The 17,868-nt window shown below is 64.2% G+C and carries 12 protein-coding genes; 6 read left to right on the top strand and 6 right to left on the bottom strand.

What is annotated here, in order from left to right:
* Positions 1 to 51: 51 nt before the first annotated feature.
* From AC0969_RS06470 to glgC, 6 genes are all read right to left on the bottom strand, one after another.
* Complete coding sequence (locus AC0969_RS06470; RefSeq protein WP_479623313.1) at positions 52 to 1,380, bottom strand: 3-deoxy-D-manno-octulosonic acid transferase; 1,329 nt, start codon at positions 1,378 to 1,380, stop codon at positions 52 to 54.
* Complete coding sequence (gene waaC / locus AC0969_RS06475; RefSeq protein WP_479623314.1) at positions 1,377 to 2,417, bottom strand: lipopolysaccharide heptosyltransferase I; 1,041 nt, start codon at positions 2,415 to 2,417, stop codon at positions 1,377 to 1,379. Before waaC (AC0969_RS06475) ends, AC0969_RS06470 begins: the two co-directional genes overlap by 4 nt.
* Positions 2,414 to 3,412, bottom strand: a complete 999-nt coding sequence (gene waaC, locus AC0969_RS06480; protein ID WP_479623315.1) for a lipopolysaccharide heptosyltransferase I — start codon at positions 3,410 to 3,412, stop codon at positions 2,414 to 2,416. The genes waaC (AC0969_RS06475) and waaC (AC0969_RS06480) overlap by 4 nt, the downstream gene beginning before the upstream one ends.
* Before the next feature lie 26 nt (positions 3,413 to 3,438).
* Entirely contained in the window at positions 3,439 to 4,836 is a 1,398-nt protein-coding gene (locus tag AC0969_RS06485) for a phosphomannomutase/phosphoglucomutase (protein ID WP_479623316.1), read from the bottom strand.
* 132 nt (positions 4,837 to 4,968) lie between these two features.
* Complete coding sequence (gene glgA / locus AC0969_RS06490; protein WP_479623317.1) at positions 4,969 to 6,447, bottom strand: glycogen synthase GlgA; 1,479 nt, start codon at positions 6,445 to 6,447, stop codon at positions 4,969 to 4,971.
* A complete protein-coding gene (gene glgC, locus AC0969_RS06495; protein ID WP_479623318.1) occupies positions 6,444 to 7,712 on the bottom strand; it encodes a glucose-1-phosphate adenylyltransferase in 1,269 nt (422 codons plus the stop codon). The genes glgA and glgC overlap by 4 nt, the downstream gene beginning before the upstream one ends.
* Before the next feature lie 186 nt (positions 7,713 to 7,898).
* Between glgC and AC0969_RS06500 the strand changes: the two genes are divergently transcribed.
* From AC0969_RS06500 to AC0969_RS06525, 6 genes are all read left to right on the top strand, one after another.
* Positions 7,899 to 10,367, top strand: coding sequence for a glycogen/starch/alpha-glucan phosphorylase (locus tag AC0969_RS06500; protein ID WP_479623319.1), 2,469 nt, complete (start codon positions 7,899 to 7,901; stop codon positions 10,365 to 10,367).
* A 57-nt stretch (positions 10,368 to 10,424) separates the two neighbouring features.
* Positions 10,425 to 12,599, top strand: coding sequence for a 1,4-alpha-glucan branching protein GlgB (gene glgB, locus AC0969_RS06505; RefSeq protein ID WP_479623320.1), 2,175 nt, complete (start codon positions 10,425 to 10,427; stop codon positions 12,597 to 12,599).
* Positions 12,587 to 14,746, top strand: coding sequence for a glycogen debranching protein GlgX (glgX, locus tag AC0969_RS06510; RefSeq protein ID WP_479623321.1), 2,160 nt, complete (start codon positions 12,587 to 12,589; stop codon positions 14,744 to 14,746). The genes glgB and glgX overlap by 13 nt, the downstream gene beginning before the upstream one ends.
* A gap of 73 nt (positions 14,747 to 14,819) precedes the next feature.
* A complete protein-coding gene (locus AC0969_RS06515; protein ID WP_479623322.1) occupies positions 14,820 to 16,379 on the top strand; it encodes a DNA-3-methyladenine glycosylase 2 family protein in 1,560 nt (519 codons plus the stop codon).
* 27 nt (positions 16,380 to 16,406) lie between these two features.
* Positions 16,407 to 16,904 carry a methylated-DNA--[protein]-cysteine S-methyltransferase gene (locus AC0969_RS06520; protein ID WP_479623323.1) on the top strand — a complete coding sequence of 166 codons (498 nt, stop codon included), beginning with the start codon at positions 16,407 to 16,409 and terminating at the stop codon, positions 16,902 to 16,904.
* Positions 16,901 to 17,806 carry a DMT family transporter gene (locus tag AC0969_RS06525; RefSeq protein ID WP_479623324.1) on the top strand — a complete coding sequence of 302 codons (906 nt, stop codon included), beginning with the start codon at positions 16,901 to 16,903 and terminating at the stop codon, positions 17,804 to 17,806. Before AC0969_RS06520 ends, AC0969_RS06525 begins: the two co-directional genes overlap by 4 nt.
* Positions 17,807 to 17,868: the final 62 nt, after the last annotated feature.

Raw genomic sequence — 17,868 nt, forward strand, 5'->3', positions numbered from 1 at the left:
TAAGAAATAGGCCTCTAGCGCTTATTAAATCTGCGCAAAAAGCTATATTTTTTATAGCAATTTTCGTGGTACGGCCAGCAGCGCCTGCACCGCCGCAGCGGTTGTCTGGGCTGCCCCCTGGTGGGCGCTGGCGAATTGCGGGCCGGCGGCAGCGGCGCGGGCCAGGGTGGCGGGGGTGTTCAGCCAGGCCAGGGCCTGCTGAACGGCTGCGGGCATGTCGGCCACCCGGCAAGCGGCCCCGGCTGCCAGGGCGAGTTCGGCGGCTTCGGTAAAGTTGAAGGTCGATGGCCCCAGCAGCACCGGACAGCCACAGGCAGCGGCTTCGATCAGGTTTTGACCGCCCAGCGGGGCAAAGCTGCCGCCCAGCAAAGCCAGCTCGGCCAGGCCGTAGTACACGGACATTTCACCGAGAGAATCGCCCAGCCAGACATCCGCCGACTGCGGCTGGGCGGGCCAAGCGCTGCGCCGCGACACGCTGAAACCATGCTCGGCTACCAGCGCCGCCACTTCGTCGAAGCGCTGGGGGTGGCGGGGCACGATCAACCACTGCACATCCAATGCTCCTAATAGCGTAGCTGCCTGCGCAGATGGCGTATGCGCTAGAGCCTTTAAAGACTGTAAATATTGCAGCAGCAGCAGCTCTTCGCCCTCGCGGGCGCTGGCCAGCAGCACCACCGGGCGCCCGCCTGCTGTTGCAGGTTTGCGCCAAGCGCGGCCCAGCGCCAGCTGCTGGGCGTTGGGTGTGGCATCAAACTTCAGATTGCCCAGCACCTCGGGGGCGGGTGCGCCCGCCTCGGCCAGTCGCTGCGCGTCGGCGGTGGTCTGCGCCCACACGGCAGTCAGCGCGGCATAGGCGGGCCGCGACAGGGCCGACAAGCGCTGTGCCTGGCGCAAGGATTTGGCGCTGAGGCGGGCGTTGGCCAGCGCCACGGGAATGCCCGCAGCCCGGCATGCCGCCAGCAGATTCGGCCAGATTTCGGTCTCCATCAGGATGCCGATGGCGGGTTGAAAGTGCTGCACAAAGCGCTGCACCGCGCCCCGGCTGTCCCAGGGCTGCCAGACCTGCACGTCACCTGGTTGCAGCAGTGCCTGCCCCTCGGCCCGACCGGTGGCGGTGCCATGCGTCAGCAGCAGGCGCATGCCCGGCATCTGGCGGCGCAAGGTGGCCAGCAGGATGGCGGCGGCACGGGTTTCGCCCAGCGAGACGGCGTGGACCCACACGTAGCACTGGTCAGACGGCTGGATGTGCTGGGTGTAGTGGCCAAAGCGTTCCGGCACGGCCACGGCATACCCCGGCTCGGCCCGCGCCCGCAGCCGCAATTTGCGCCGCAGCAGCGGGATGGCCAGCCAGAGCAACAGGGAATACAGCCGCAGAATCAATGCGAGGAATCCCGCAGTGCGGCCAAGGCAGACGCCTGCATCCAGGCGTTCCACACGGCATCGACCGAGGGGGTCGGTGCACCCAATACGCTGAGCTGGTGCTCGCCGTTTTGCGGGCCGGTGCGCCACACGGTGTCAAAGTTGAAGATATTGACCAGCGGCAGATCGAGTGCCCCGGCGATACGGCTCGGGCCGCTGTCAATACCCACAACCCCCAGGCACTCCCCCAGCGCATCGGTGAGCGCGCCAAGGGCCATGCGGGGCCAAACAACGGCCTGCTCCAGGCGGTTGGCAATGCTTTCGCTGCGAAACTGCTCTTCGTCATTGCCGTGGGCAAACGCCACGGTGTAGCCAAAATCGTTCATGCGGTGGCCCAGCTCCAGCCAATGGGCTTCGGGCCAATGTTTGTCGGCCCGGGTACTGCCGTGCAGAAAGGCCACGATGGGGGTGGCTTCGACGTGGCCTACGTCAAAAAACTGATTTACTATGGTTTTAGTAGCACGGCGTGCAGGATCCACATGCGCAACCAGCCCAAAACGTGGTTTTTCTGGCAGGGCATAGACCAGCGCACGGGCACACATCACCCGGGTCCGCTCCACGGCGTGGATGTGCGACTCCACCGGCACGGCGACATCCGCCACCACGCGGGTCGCCGCCTGGAAGGCCGCGCCGTTGGTCTGGCTGGCCAGGGTGTAGCGCAGGCCAGCCAGGCTCAAACGCGCCATTTTGGCCACCAGAGCCGACTTGTTCAGGCCTTGCAGATCCAGTACCGCGTCATAACACTCGTATTGCAGGTCAGACGAAAAAGCCCGCCAGGCGTTGCGCGTGTCGGCGGTAAACACCGTCTCGCGCCAGCGCCGCAGGTCGCATTCGATCACCCGGTGCACCCCCGCGCAGCGGCGTACCAAGGGCGCGAACTCGGGCTCAGTCACCCAGTCCACCTGGGCACTGGGCAGCTGGGACAAGATGTCTTGCACCGCCGGCATGGCATGCACCACATCCCCCAGAGAAAAGAGTTTGACGATCAGGACATTCATGCAGACCCCGGGTGTGGGCAAGGGCGGGAGCGCCACACAGCTTGCCATGCCTGCCAGACGGTGTCTACACCAGGAGCTTGCGCCCCACCCACCGCCACCTGGTGCGCTTGGCCCAGAGGCCCGGCGCGCCAGATGCGCGGCTGGCTGAAGATTTGCACGTGCGGCAGGTTCAGGGCCACGGCCAGATGGCTCAAACCCGAGTCCACCCCCACCACGCCCACGCAACCCGCCATGTGCGTAGCCAACGCAGCCAAACCCATGCGCGGCAGCACCCGGGCTTGCGGGCCCATCGCCTGGCACAGTTGCTGGGCAAAGGCTTCTTCGTAGGCGTTGGCCTGCGGCACGCTGACCGGCAAGCCCTGGGCCACCAGCCGCTGGCCCAATTGCACCCAGTGGGCCAACGGCCATTCGTTTTCCACCCGCGTCGTGCCGTGGACCAGCACCACACTGCCATCGGGCTGCGCGGGGGTGACTTGTAATGCGTCGTAGGCAATGCCGTCTTCACGCGGTGGGTAGCCCAGTGCCAGCGCGGCCAAATGCCGGGTGCGCTGCACCGCATGGATGCGCGGCGGCATGGGCTGGGGGCGTTGCACCATATAGCGCACCGGCCATTCATAGCCGCAGTCTTCGCTGCGGTTGCCATAGGTGGCACGCCAGCCGTCCGTTGTGAGCCGCGCCTGACGGGCCACCAGGGCGGACTTGATCAGACCCTGGAAGTCAATCACCGCGTCGTACGCCTCGGCTTGCAAGGTCTGGAGGAACCGGGCTTTCTCAGTCCGTACGCTGGCACTGAAAGGGGTTTTACGCCAGCGCCGCTGGGCTATCGGCAGCACCCGGCCCAGGCACGGTACGTGGGCTTGCAGCAGCGGGGCAAAGGCCTCTTCCACCACCCAGTCAAAGGTGGCCAAAGGCAAGGCCTGGCGCATGTCGTGCAGGGCCGGCAGGGTTTGCACCACATCGCCAAAAGACGACAGTTTGACAATCAAAACCCGCATGCCCTGCCCTTCACCGGCTATGCGCATCAATGTGCGCTGGCGGCCAAAGTGGCATCGGGCTTGGCGCGGCGCAGCAGAGCCAGCATGTCGTGCTGGATGCGCTCTAGCGCTTCAGGCGTATGGCCTTCAAAGCGCAGCACTAATACCGGCGTGGTGTTGCTGGCGCGGACCAGGCCAAAGCCGTCCGGCCAATCGACCCGCAGGCCGTCGATGGTGCTAAGCACCGCCGGCGCGGCAAAGTCCACCATCGCCAGGGCCTTGGCCACCACCTCGGGCGGCTCGCCCTCGGCACAGGCGACGTTCAATTCAGGGGTGGAAAAGCTGCTGGGCAAGGCGTGCAGCACCACATTGGCATCGGGCGACTGGCTGACGATTTCCAGCAGGCGGCAGCCCGCGTAGGTGCCGTCGTCAAAACCAAACCAGCGCTCTTTGAAGAAGATGTGGCCGCTCATTTCGCCGCCCAGCGGGGCCTGGCCACCAGCGGCTTCGATTTCTTTCATCTTGGCTTTGATGAGGGAGTGGCCGGTTTTGAACATCAGCGGGTGGCCACCGGCAGCGGCAATGGCCGGGGCCAGACGCTGCGAGCATTTCACGTCAAACAAAATCGTACCGCCGGGGACGCGGCGCAGCACGTCCTCTGCGAACAGCTGCATCTGGCGGTCGGGGTAAATGTTGGTGCCGTCGCTGGTGACGATGCCCAGGCGGTCGCCGTCGCCGTCGAAGGCCAGGCCGAGTTCGGCACCGCTGGTTTTCAAGGCCGCGATCAGGTCCAGCAGGTTCTCGGGCTTGCTCGGGTCGGGGTGGTGGTTGGGGAAGTTGCCGTCCACCTCGCTGAACAGCTCGATCACCTCGCAACCAATGGCGCGCAGGATGTCGGGGGCCGATGCGCCCGCAATGCCGTTGCCGGAATCAACCACGATCTTCATCGGGCGGGCCAGTTTGATGTCGGAGACGATGCGGGCGGTGTAGGCGGGCAGCACATCCACGCTGCGCACAGCACCACCGGCTTGGGGTAGCCAGGTCTCGGCTTCGATCATGCGGCGCAGGGCCTGGATTTCATCGCCGTGGATGGCCCGGCCCCCCATCACCATCTTGAAGCCGTTGTAGTCCTTGGGGTTGTGGCTGCCGGTGACCTGGATGCCGCTGCGGCACAGGGTGTTGGCCGCAAAGTACAGCAAGGGCGTGGTGACGGTGCCCACATCAATCACTTGGATACCAACTTCCACCAGGCCCCGGATCAACGCCGCCACCAGCACCGGGCCACTCAGGCGCCCGTCGCGGCCCACGGCCACCGTGGTTTCACCCTCGGCCAGCGCAATCGTGCCAAAGGCTTTGCCGATTCCCTCGGCAACGGCTTCGGTCACCGTGGTGGGCACAATGCCGCGAATATCGTAGGCTTTGAAGATGGAGCTGGCGATGTGCATGGAATGGACTCGGGTGAAGGGGCGGTTGAAATCAAAGATCCGGTCATCCTTGAAGGATGGCCGGACCGGTTGGCCGAATTGTAGTCACGCGCAACGTGCGGATTCGACTGCGTGCCGCCCGGCACTTTTTGGCTATTTTTTGACCGTCAGCGGGGCAATGGATGGCCCGCACAGGGTTTGGTACAGAGCCAGATACTGGGTTGCCGCCGCCGCCCAGGAGAAGTTTTGCGCCATGCCGCGTTGCTGTATCTGCGCCCACACCGCAGGCTGACCAAAGGCATGTACGGCACGGTGTACCGCCAAGGCCAGTGCCTCTTTACTCGCCGGGCCAAACATGAAGCCGGTAGCGGTGTCTGCCTGCAAGCTGGCTTCGTGGGTATCCACCACCGTATCAATCAAGCCGCCCACCCGCCGCACCACCGGCACGGTGCCGTAGCGCAGGGCGTAGAGCTGGGTGAGGCCACAGGGTTCAAACCGGGACGGCACCAGCATGGCATCGGCCCCGGCAATCATCTGGTGGGCAAACGGCTCGTCGTAACCTAGGCGCACCGCCACCTGGCCCGGGTGCGCGGCAGCGGCCTCGGTAAAGGCTTTTTCCAGCGCCGCATCGCCACTGCCTTGCACCGCCAGCTGCGCACCGGCGGCCAGCATGTCAGGGATGGCGGCCAGCACCAGGTCCAGCCCCTTTTGCTCGGTGAGGCGGCTGACCAGGGTGAACAGCGGCCGTTGGGCGTCTACGTGCAAACCCAGCTTTTTTTGCAGGGCAGCTTTGCAGACAGCTTTGCCCGACAAGTCGGCGGCCGAATACTGCGCAGAGGTGTCTTTGTCGGTACCCGGGTTCCACACCGCGTCGTCCACACCATTCAAGATGCCCGACACATCGGCACCACGCGAGCGCACCACGCCGTCCAGTCCGCAGCCAAATGCAGGGGTGGCGATTTCTCCGGCGTAACTGGGGCTGACGGTGGTGATGCGCTGGGCCAGGGTCAAACCGGCTTTCATGAACGAAAACTTGCCGTGGTATTCCAGCCGGGTCGGGTCCATAAAGCGCACCGGCAAGCCAAGTAAATGGAAGTCCTTGGCATCGAACAACCCCTGGTAGGCCAGGTTGTGTACCGTGTAAACGGTGGCCACGGTGGCCGCCTGGTTGGCCGCCACATACGCACAGGCCATACCGGCATGCCAGTCGTGGGCGTGCAGCACGTCGGGGCTCCAGGCCGGGTCGAGCCCACCGGTAGCCACATGCGCGGCCACCCAGCCCAGCAAGGCAAAGCGCTGGGCGTTATCGGGCCACTCGATGCCGTCGGCACCCAGATACGGATTGCCCGCGCGCTGGTAGTAATAAGGCGCATCGACCACATAGGCCGATATGCCACTGGCGGCGATGGTGCCGCGCAGCAGCCGCACCCGCGCAGCCCCGAAGGCCGCACCGATCTCGCAGACCACCACCGGCTTGTGCAGGCCCGCCAAAATCGCGGGAAAACCCGGCAGCAGCAAGCGCACATCGACACCGGCTGCAACCAACGCCTGGGGCAAAGCACCCAGCACATCGGCCAGGCCACCCGTTTTAACCAGAGGAAAAACCTCGGCTCCAACCTGGAGTACTTTCATTCCATCAACTTCCTCAACATGGTGGGGGTCACCAAGGTGATGCCATTTTCGCTGCGGTGGAAGCGCTCAGCATCCAGCGCCGCGTCTTCACCGATCACCATGCCGTCGGGGATTACGCAACCCCGGTCGATCACTGCCCGGTGGATGCGCGCACCCCGTCCAACCTCCACATCGGGTAAGAGCACCGACCAGCTCACTTTGGAGAAGGAATGCACGCGAACACTAGAGAACAACACCGACTTGTGCACGCTGCCCGACACGATGCAACCACCGGACACCATCGATTCAATGGCCATGCCGCGCTGGTCGTCTTGGTTGTGGACAAATTTGGCGGGCGGTAGCTGCGCCTGGTAGGTCCAGATGGGCCAGTGGGTGTCGTACAGATTGAGCTTGGGCTCGGTCGCAGTCAGGTCGATATTGGCATCCCAGTAGGCGTCGATGGTGCCCACATCCCGCCAGTAAGGCTCTTCCTCGGCGGCATCGGGAACGCAGCTCATGGAAAACGGGTGGGCGGTAGCCAAGCCGTTGCGCACGGCACGGGGAATGATGTCTTTGCCAAAGTCATGGCTGGACTCGGGGTCGGCCATGTCGCGCTCCAACTCGGCATACAGGAATGCCGCGTTGAAAATATAAATGCCCATGCTGGCCAGCGACATATCGGGGTTGCCCGGCATGTGCGGAGGGTCAGCGGGTTTTTCCAAAAATTCGGTGATCAGGCGGTTGTCGTCAATCGCCATCACGCCAAAAGCCGTGGCCTCGGCACGTGGCACGGCAATGCAGCCCACCGTGCATTCACGCCCCAGGGCCACGTGGTCGGCCAGCATCAGGGCATAGTTCATTTTGTAGATGTGGTCGCCCGCCAGCACCACGATGTACTCGGCACCGTAGCTCTCCAGAATGTCCTGATTCTGGTAGACCGCATCGGCCGTGCCCCGGTACCAATTTTCGTTATCGTTGCGTTGCTGGGCGGGCAGCAAATCCACAAACTCGTTCATCTCGTTCTTCAAAAACGCCCAGCCGCGCTGCATGTGGCGCAGCAAACTGTGCGACTTGTACTGGGTTATGACACCAATGCGGCGAATACCGGAGTTCAGGCAATTGGACAACGCAAAGTCAACAATGCGAAATTTGCCACCAAAGTACACCGCCGGTTTGGCACGGCGGTCGGTCAAGTTCATCAAACGGCTGCCGCGCCCACCAGCGAGCACCAATGCAATGGCTTTTTTGGGCAGATCCAGTCCGAGTGCTAAGTTGTTTTGCTGCATTTTTTGTCTCCAGAGAAAGGGAAAATATTAGCCGGGTTGGTGGCCAACCTCAGCATCTTAATCCGAGGATTTAAAAAACAGTTACCGACCGGTTACCTCATGCGAGAATTCTGGAAATAAGCGGTTTACCCGAATTCAAAGCGCTTAGACTACAAAAAAAGCCGTCTATACCTCGTATTTAGGCTTATGCCACCCCACCGAAAGGATGCCCCTGTGACCCAGAGTATTGCCCCCTCCGCCACCTCCATCCAGGCCGCCATTGCGCAGCATTTGCTCGACACCGTCGGGGTCAGTCCCGCCCAAGCCACACCGAACGACGTCATGCTGGCCGTGTCGCAAGTTGCGCGCCAGCAACTGTCCCAGCGCTGGGTCCAAACCCAGGCCCGCGACCATGCCGCCAAGGCCCGGCGCGTGGTGTATTTGTCGATGGAGTTTTTGATGGGTCGTACCCTGTCCAATGCGCTGGGCGCGCTGGATATCCGGGGCGAAACTGCTGCTGGCCTGCAACACTTTGCCCAAACCCTGGAAACGGTGACCGACCGCGAACCCGATGCCGCGCTGGGCAACGGTGGCCTGGGCCGCCTGGCCGCGTGTTTTCTGGATTCGATGGCCACCGTCGGCCTGCCCTCGTTTGGTTATGGCATCCGCTACGAATACGGCATGTTTGCGCAAGACATTCAGAATGGCACGCAGATGGAATACCCCGACCCGTGGCTGGAAAACGGCACGCCCTGGGAGTTTCCCCGGGCCGACATCAGCTACCCCGTGCGCTTTGGCGGCTGGGTCGAGCAGGTCAACGGTGCACCCGTATGGCGCAACGCCGGTGAAGTGGCGGCCAAGGCCTACGACATGGTGGTCCCCGGCCACGGCACCGAGAAGGTCAGCACCCTGCGCTTATGGAAAGCCGTGGCCCCCGCCCATATCGACCTGAATGCCTTCAACACCGGCGATTACGCCCGTGCGGCCAGCATGAAAAATGAATACGAGAACATCTCGTGGGTGCTCTACCCCAATGACAGCACGCCTGCCGGGCGAGAACTGCGCCTGAAGCAAGAGTACTTCTTTGTCTCCGCATCGGTGCAAGACCTGGTGGCACGCCACCTGAGCGAGCACCCCACGCTGGACAACCTGGCCGAGCACGTGGCCATCCACCTGAACGACACCCACCCCGCCATCGGCGTGGCCGAGCTGGTGCGGGTGCTGTGCGACGAACACGGCATGCCCTGGGACAAAGCCTGGGCGATTTGCTGCAAAACCTTCTCGTACACCAACCACACCCTGATGCCCGAGGCGCTGGAAACCTGGCCCGTGGGCCTGATGCAGCATGTGCTGCCGCGCCACCTGGAAATCATCTTCCGCATCAACAAAGAGTTTCTGGAAATGGCGGCCCAGCACCGGCCGGGCGACAACGCCTTCTTGGCACGCCTGTCGCTGATCGACGAGCAGGGCGAGCGCCGGGTGCGCATGGCCAATTTGTCCATCGTGGGCAGCCACAAGGTAAATGGTGTGTCGGCCCTGCACTCCGAGTTGCTGGTGCAAACCATTTTTGCTGACTTCGCCGCCATCTGGCCCGACCGTTTCACCAACATGACCAACGGCGTGACCCCGCGCCGCTGGCTGGCCCAGGCCAACCCCGGCCTGTCGAATCTGCTGGACAGCACGCTGGGCAAGGGCTGGCGTCTGGACCTGGACCAACTGCAACAGCTCAAGTCCAAAAAAGACGATGCAGCCTTCCAAAAGTCGTTCATGCAGGTCAAACGCGCCAACAAAGTGCGCTTGGCCGAGGCCATCGAAAAAAGCACCGGCATCCAGGTCAGCCCGGACAGCCTGTTCGATGTGCAGGTCAAACGTATCCACGAATACAAACGCCAACTGCTGAATGTTCTACACGTGGTGACCCGTTACCAGGCCATTTTGGCGAACCCCGATGCCGACTGGGTGCCACGCACCGTGATTTTTGCGGGCAAAGCGGCTTCCAGCTATGTGACGGCCAAGTCCATCATCCGTTTGATCCACGACGTGGGCAGCGTCATCAACAACGACCCTCGCATTGGCGACAAGCTGAAGCTGGTGTTCATGCCGAACTACGGCGTGTCGGTGGCTGAAATCATCATGCCGGGTGCGGATTTGTCCGAGCAAATTTCGACCGCAGGCACCGAAGCATCCGGCACCGGCAACATGAAACTGGCCCTGAACGGCGCATTGACCATCGGCACCGACGACGGTGCCAACATCGAAATCCGCCAAAACGTGGGCGACGACAACATCTTCATCTTCGGCCTCAAAACCCCGGAAGTGCAGGCCCTGAAGCAAAGCGGCTACCAGCCCATGCGCTACTACGAAAGCACCCCCGCCCTGAAGGCGGTGCTGGATGCCATCTCCGGCGGCCAGTTCTCGCCCGATGAGCCCGGCCGCTACCGCGCGCTGGTGGATTCGCTGCTGTGGGGCGGCGACCACTACCTGCTGCTGGCCGATTACGCCTCCTATGTCGCCACGCAATCCCTGGTAGACGACCTGTACCGCCAGCCGTCGGCCTGGTGTGCCAAGGCCATCGCCAATGTGGCGGGTATGGGGGTGTTCTCATCCGACCGCACCATCCGCGCATACGCCCAACACATCTGGCATATCGCGGCGGACGCACCGAACGCGCTATAAACCCCACGCGGTGACAGACAACACCGCGCCCCCTCAAAACCACAGAGATCGGTTCTTATGCTGCACGCCCATGACGTAGAAATGATTTGCGGAGCCCGCCACGGCGACCCCTTTGCGGTACTCGGCCCCCACGTGGCGGCGGCGGGGAGCACCTCGGTGCGCTGCTTCTTGCCCGGCGCACTCAGCGTGGCGGTGGAATCGACAAAGGGCCTGCTGCTGGGGCCGCTGGCCTTGCAAGACGAAGCCGGTTTTTTCGAGGCTGAAGTCGCGCTGCCTGTGGGCGCGGCCTACCGCCTGCGGGTGCAATGGGCCGACGGCCACAGCGCCAGCATCGAAGATCCCTACCGTTTCCCACCGGTGCTGGGCGAAATGGATGTGTGGTTGCTGGGCGAAGGCACGCACCTGCGGCCTTATGAGGTGTTGGGCGCACAGCCTTGCGCCATGGAAGGCGTGGCAGGCACCCGGCTTGCCGTATGGGCCCCCAACGCCAGCCGTGTCAGCGTGGTGGGCGATTTCAACTTCTGGGATGGCCGCTGCCACCCCATGCGCTTGCGGCGCGACTGCGGTGTGTGGGAGCTGTTCTTGCCCGGCGTACAGGCCGGAGCCAGGTACAAATACGAAATTCGGGCCCACAACGGCGAGGTGCTGCCCGCCCGCTCCGACCCCTATGCACTGCAAGCCGAATTGCGCCCGGCCACCGCCAGCGTAGTGGCCCACCTGCCACCATTTGTGCCGCCGTCTGCCGCGCGCAAACAGGCCAATGCGCTGAATGCCCCCATCAGCATCTACGAGGTGCATCTGGGCTCCTGGCGGCGCAAGGAAGGCAACCAGTGGCTGGACTGGGACGAACTCGGCGAAACCCTGGTGCCCTATGCCGTAGACATGGGCTTCACCCACCTGGAGCTGCTGCCCATCAGCGAACATCCGTTTGACGGCTCCTGGGGCTACCAGCCGGTCGGCATGTATGCGCCTACCGCCCGTTTTGGCAACCCGGCAGGCTTTGCCCGCTTTGTGGCACGCTGCCATGCAGCCGATGTCGGCCTGATCCTGGACTGGGTGCCCGCCCACTTCCCCACCGATGCGCACGGCCTGGGCAACTTTGACGGCACCCACCTGTACGAGTACGCCGACCCGCGCGAGGGCTTCCACAACGACTGGAACACCCTGATCTACAACCTGGGCCGCACCGAAGTCAGCAACTTTTTAGTCGGCAACAGCCTGTACTGGCTGGAGCGCTTTGGCGTGGACGGCCTGCGCGTCGATGCCGTGGCCTCCATGCTCTACCGCGACTACAGCCGCAAGGCCGGGGAATGGATTCCCAACGTGCACGGCGGCCGCGAAAATTTAGAAACCATCGCCTTCCTCAAGCGCATGAACGAGGTGGTGGGCGGCGAACGCCCACAGGCCATCACCCTGGCCGAAGAATCCACCGCCTTCCCCAACGTATCGCGCCCCACCTACGCCGGGGGCCTGGGCTTCCACTACAAATGGAACATGGGCTGGATGCACGACACGCTGGCCTACATGGAGCGCGACCCGGTCTACCGCAAGCACCACCAGGGCGAAATCAGCTTTAGCCTGGTGTATGCCTTTACCGAAAACTTCGTGCTGCCGATTTCGCACGACGAAGTGGTGCACGGCAAGGGTTCGCTGCTGAACAAAATGCCCGGCGACCGCTGGCAGCAATTTGCCAATCTGCGCGCCTTCATGGGCTACATGTTTGCCCACCCGGGTAAAAAACTGCTCTTCATGGGCTGTGAATTTGCCCAAGACCGCGAATGGAACCACGACCAAAGCCTGGACTGGCATCTGCTAGAACAAGCGCCCCACGCCGGCATCCAACGGCTGGTACGTGACCTGAACCAGCTCTACCGCGCCACTCCGGCCCTGTACCAGCTGGACTTTGAACCCGCCGGTTTTGAATGGATTGAACACGACGATACCGAGCACTCGGTACTCAGCTTTATCCGCCGAGGTATCGATAGCACCTCCTTTATAGTGGTGGTGTGCAATTTCACCCCCAACGTCTGGAATGGATACCGCCTGGGTGTGCCGCAGCCCGGCACCTATTGCGAAAAACTCAATACCGATTCCGCGCACTACGGCGGCAGCAACGTGGGAACCCCGCTGGCTACGGCCACCGCAGAGGCCACGGCGATGCACGGGAAACCCTATTCCGTAGTGCTTAACCTGCCACCATTGGCCACCGTTATTCTCGAATGGACAGCCTAAAACCACCACCCACCCCTTCGGTCCACCGGACCACCCCGCCCGACGTGCAACCCGGCCAGCCCTGGCCGCTGGGGGCCAGCTTTGATGGCACCGGTATCAACTTCGCCGTGTTTTCCGCCCACGCCCAGGCGATGGATGTGTGCATTTTTGATGCCTCCGGCAGCACCGAGCTCACCCGGTTTCGGCTACCCGCCCACACCAGCGACGTGTGGCACGGCTATCTGCCAGGGGGCCAGCCCGGCCTGGTCTACGGCCTGCGCGCCCACGGCCCTTGGCGGCCCGACCGGGGGCACCGTTTTGATGCCTCCAAGCTCCTGCTCGACCCTTACGCCCGCGACATCGTCGGCACGTTCGCGTGGCGCGACGAGCACTTTGCAGGCGACCGGCTGCATCCGCGCCACATGGACACCCGCGACAACGCCGCCCTGGCCCTGAAAGCCCGCGTCACCTTCGATGCGTTTGACTGGGCGGGCGACAAGCCGCCGCGCACACCACTGGCCGATTCGGTGTACTACGAATGCCACGTCAAAGGCTTCTCGCGGCTGAATGAAAACATCCCCCCCGCCCTGCGCGGCACGTTTGCGGGCTTGGCACACCCGGCCTCGGTGCAGCATCTCCAGCAGTTGGGCATCACCGCTGTGAGCCTGCTGCCGGTGCACTACGCCCTCAGCGAAGAGCGCCTGGGCACGCTGGGCCTGAGCAACTACTGGGGCTACAACACGCTGGGGTTTTTCAGCGTCGATCCGCGCCTGGCCAGCGGCGCAGGCGGCCTATCACCCCGCGACGAATTCCGCGCTATGGTCAAAACCCTGCACGCCGCCGGGTTAGAGGTGCTGCTGGATGTGGTCTACAACCACACGGCCGAAGCCGGTGAAGACGGCCCCACCATCAGCTTTCGCGGCCTGGACAACGCCAGCTACTACCGCCTGCCGCCCGAATCCCCTGCCACCTACGACAACTACTCCGGCTGCGGCAACACCATCGACATCCGCCAGCCCCGGGTGCTGCAAATGGTGCTGGACAGCCTGCGCTATTGGGTGAGCGAAATGCACGTGGACGGCTTCCGCTTCGACCTGGCCCCGGTGCTGGGCCGCACCGACCACGGCTTTGACCGCAACAGCGCCTTCTTTACCGCCGTGGCGCAAGACCCGGTGCTATCGCGGGTGAAGATGGTGGCCGAACCCTGGGACATCGGCCCTGGCGGCTACCAAACCGGCAACTTCCCGCGCGGCTGGCAAGAGTGGAACGACCACTTCCGCGACAGCATGCGCGGCTTCTGGATACAAACTGCTGCCGCCTCCGGTGCGCCGGTGGCCGACAACACCCGTGCCGACATGGCCCAGCGCCTGTGCGGCTCCAGCGACCTGTACCAGCCGCGCCAGCGCGCCCCGGCCGAGTCGGTCAACTACGTGGTGTCACACGACGGCTTTACCCTGCGCGACCTGGTCAGCTACAACCAGCGCCACAACCTGGCCAACCAGGAAGACAACCGCGACGGCCACGGCCACAATCTCAACTTCAACTGCGGAGCCGAAGGCCCCAGCACCGACCCCGCCGTCAACGCCCTGCGCGGCAAGCTGCAACGCGCCCTGCTTGCTACTACTTTGCTAGCGCAAGGCACACCACTGATATGCGCTGGAGACGAATTAGGCCATACCCAGGGCGGCAACAACAACCCCTATTGCCAAGACAACCCCACCACCTGGATAGCCTGGGCCGCCGCCGACGAAGACCTCATCGCCTTCACCCGCCGCGCTATTCGCCTGCGCCGCCAGGCCCTGCCTTTTGCCAACCACTGGTACAGCGGCGTGGCCGATGCGCTGGGCCTGCCCGATCTGTCCTGGCTGCGCGGCAGCGGTGTACCGCTGGAGGGCGATGCCTGGCGCGACCCGCAGTACCGGGCGCTGGGCTGCCTGATCGGCAAACCCGGCAAGGCCCGTGCCCCGCTGCTGCTGCTGGTCAACGCAGGCAACCGCGTGGACCCGTTTCTGCTGCCTGCGGGCCAGTGGCAGGTGGTGCTGGACAGCAGCCAGCCCCGTGGCCTGGATAGCCTGGGCGGCTGGACCGGCCAAGGCAAAGACCTGTTTCCGCTGCCCGCCAACAGCCTGGTGCTGCTGGCGGCCAAGGGCGCGGCTCTGGTGCTTTGAGACGCGTATTCGGGGCGATTCACAGGTCCGAAAACGGCTATCGGTGCCACAATGCCCGCGTACCATTGCGGCCATGACACCCGACATCCTGCACGACACCGCCGCCTGCTACCGGGCCTTGCAAGCCCGCGATGCCCGGTTCGACGGCAGCTTCTTCACCGGCGTCACCTCCACCGGCATTTACTGCCGCCCGGTCTGCGCCGTCAAAACCCCCAAGCCCGAAAACTGCCGCTTCTTTGCCCACCCGGCGCAGGCCGAGAGCGCGGGCTTTCGGCCCTGCCTGCGCTGCCGCCCCGAGCTGGCACCGCAGGCGCGGGTCTGGTCGGTGCAGGATGCCACCCACATCTTGGCCCACCAGGCCGCCCGCCTACTGGACGCGGTAGAGGCTTGGAGCGATGCAGACGGCAGCGCCCTGCCCGTGCTACCGGCCTTAGCCGCCCGGCTGGGGGTCAGCGACCGGCATCTGCGGCGTATCTTTGAGGCACATCTGGGCGTATCGCCGCTGCAATACCTGCAAACCCGCCGCCTGCTGGCCGCCAAACAGCTGCTGGCCGATACCCAGCTGCCGGTGGCGCAGGTCGCCCTGGCCAGCGGCTTTGCCAGCGTGCGCCGCTTCAACACCGTGTTTGCCGAGCGCTACGGGCTCAACCCGTCGCAACTGCGCCGCAACGGGGCCGAACGTGCCCAAAGTGCCCAAGGCATGGCCATCCAACTCGGCTACCGCCCGCCCTATGACCTGGCGGCGATGGGCGCATTTCTGGCCAAGCGGCAGATAAACGCTATTGAATTAATAGCTACTAACGCAAGTGGAATATGCGCTAGCCGCACTTTTTCTATAAAAATGGGTACCACCACCCACACCGGCTGGCTGCGGGCCGAGTTTGTGCCCGCGCGCCACCACGTGCTGCTGCACACCAGCGACAGCCTGCACAGCGTGCTGCCGCTGCTGGTCCGCCGGGTGCGCGCCTGGCTGGACCTGGATGCCGACCCCCAGGCCATCCACCAGGTACTGCACCACCGCTTCCCTGGCGGCGAAGGTCTGCGCGTGCCCGGTACGCTGGACGGCTTTGAGCTGGCGGTGCGCGCCGTGCTGGGCCAGCAGATAACCGTGGCAGCGGCCCGCACCCTGGCCCAGCGGATGGTGGATGCGTTTGGCGCCCCCATCGCCACGCCCTTCCCGGAGCTGACCCGCTTATTCCCCAGTGCCGAGGTGCTGGCGCAGGTGGGCGGCGACGCACTGGGCCAACTGGGCATCAACCAACAACGGCAACGCGCCATCCAAGCCCTGGCCCGCGCCGTGGCCAGCGGCCAGCTCGCCCTGCACGGCGGCAGCCCGGTGCAGACCAGCATCACCGCCCTGAAAGCCCTGCCCGGCATCGGCGACTGGACGGCGCAGTACATCGCCATGCGTGCCCTGCGCTGGCCCGATGCCTTTCCGGCCGGAGATGTGGCCCTGCACAAAGCCCTGGGCGTGCAAGACCAGCCGAATGTGCGCCTGGCCAGCCTGGCCGCCGAGGCAGCATCCCAAGCTTGGAAACCCTGGCGCAGCTACGCCGTGCTGCGCGCCTGGGCCGAGTTGCCCAGCCCCGTTAAAGTTATTAAAGCTATTAAAAATATAGCTACCCCCGTATGATGTACCTGCGCTAACTGCCCATTTAATATGAAATTTACACCGGCTCCGGCCACCCTCCTTTTCGACACCCCCCTCGGCCCCATGTGGGCCGCTGCCACCCCGCAGGGCCTGTGTGGCCTGTGGTTTGACGGCCAACGCCACCAACCCGACATGACCACCTGGACACCCGCCCCCCAGCACCCGCTGCTACTGCAAACCGCCGCTTGCATGGCCGCCTACTTTGCAGGCAGCCCTGCCCATTTCACCCTGCCGCTGGACCTGTCCGGCGGCACGCCCTTCCAGCAAGCGGTGTGGCAAGCGCTGTTGCAGATTCCACGCGGTGCCAGCACCAGCTATGGCGCGTTGAGCCAATCCCTGGGCCGCCCCAACGCCGTGCGGGCCGTGGCCGGTGCGGTAGGGCGCAACCCCGTCAGCGTGCTGGTGCCTTGCCACCGGGTGCTGGGCAGCGACGGCTCCCTGACCGGCTACGCGGGCGGGCTGGAGCGCAAAACCGCGCTGCTGCAACTCGAAGGGGTGCAAGTTTGAAAACCACATCCCAGCCCTGGGCCCTGGAATTCCTGCTGCTGGCCGCCATCTGGGGCGCATCGTTTTTGTTCACGCACATCGCCGTGCTGGAATTCGGTGCCGTCCCCACCGCCGCCATCCGTGTAGCCATTGCCGCCCTGGCCCTGCTCCCCTTGCTGATTCAGCGTGGGCTGGTACCCGCCCTGCACCAACATTGGAAGGCCGTGTTTTTCGTGGGCATGCTGAATTCGGGCATCCCGTTTGCCCTGTTCGCTTTTGCGCTGCTGTCCATCAGCTCGGGCCTGTCGGCCATTCTGAATGCCACCACGCCGCTGTTTGCCTCCCTGATTGCCTGGTTCTGGCTCAAAGACCGGCCCAACGCCTCGCGCAGCCTGGGTTTGGTGATCGGCTTTGTCGGCGTGGCGCTGCTGGCCTGGGACAAGGCCAGCTTCCGCCCCGATGCCAGCGGCCTGGCCCCCGGCTGGGCCGTGCTGGCCTGCCTGTTGGCCGCCGTCTGCTACGGCATCACCGGCAGCTACACCAAGCGCTACCTGGGCAACGTGCCACCGTTGGTCACCGCCACCGGTAGCCAGCTCGGCGCCGTCCTGGGTCTGGGCCTGCCCGCCATCTGGCTCTGGCCGACCCAGCCACCCAGCCTGCGTGCCTGGCTGGCCCTGCTGGTAGCCGGCCTGGTCTGCACCGCACTGGCCTATGTGCTCTTCTTTCGCCTGCTTGCCCAGATCGGCCCCAGTAAAGTGCTCACCGTGACCTTTGTCATTCCGGTGTTTGCCGTGTTCTACGGCAGCGTATTTTTGGGCGAAGTGCTGACCCCCTGGATGCTGGGCTGCGGGCTGGTGGTGGTGTGCGGCACGGCTCTGGCCACCGGCTTGTTACGTTTGCCGACAAAGCGCACCACACCCTAGGAGCAACCCGTATTCCGCCGCGCGGCAGCAACCGTACAATCCGCTGCGCCGCGCATCCAAAG

The sequence above is a fragment of the Rhodoferax sp. LB1P47 genome, from assembly GCF_056521445.1.

Bases quoted from the DNA above. Each gene is read 5' to 3' on its own strand.
- waaC (WP_479623314.1), bottom strand. From the start codon at position 2,417: ATGAATGTCCTGATCGTCAAACTCTTTTCTCTGGGGGATGTGGTGCAT.
- waaC (WP_479623315.1), bottom strand. From the start codon at position 3,412: ATGCGGGTTTTGATTGTCAAACTGTCGTCTTTTGGCGATGTGGTGCAA.
- AC0969_RS06485 (WP_479623316.1), bottom strand. From the start codon at position 4,836: ATGCACATCGCCAGCTCCATCTTCAAAGCCTACGATATTCGCGGCATT.
- glgA (WP_479623317.1), bottom strand. From the start codon at position 6,447: ATGAAAGTACTCCAGGTTGGAGCCGAGGTTTTTCCTCTGGTTAAAACG.
- glgC (WP_479623318.1), bottom strand. From the start codon at position 7,712: ATGCAGCAAAACAACTTAGCACTCGGACTGGATCTGCCCAAAAAAGCC.
- AC0969_RS06500 (WP_479623319.1), top strand. From the start codon at position 7,899: ATGCCACCCCACCGAAAGGATGCCCCTGTGACCCAGAGTATTGCCCCC.
- glgB (WP_479623320.1), top strand. From the start codon at position 10,425: ATGCTGCACGCCCATGACGTAGAAATGATTTGCGGAGCCCGCCACGGC.
- glgX (WP_479623321.1), top strand. From the start codon at position 12,587: ATGGACAGCCTAAAACCACCACCCACCCCTTCGGTCCACCGGACCACC.
- AC0969_RS06515 (WP_479623322.1), top strand. From the start codon at position 14,820: ATGACACCCGACATCCTGCACGACACCGCCGCCTGCTACCGGGCCTTG.
- AC0969_RS06520 (WP_479623323.1), top strand. From the start codon at position 16,407: ATGAAATTTACACCGGCTCCGGCCACCCTCCTTTTCGACACCCCCCTC.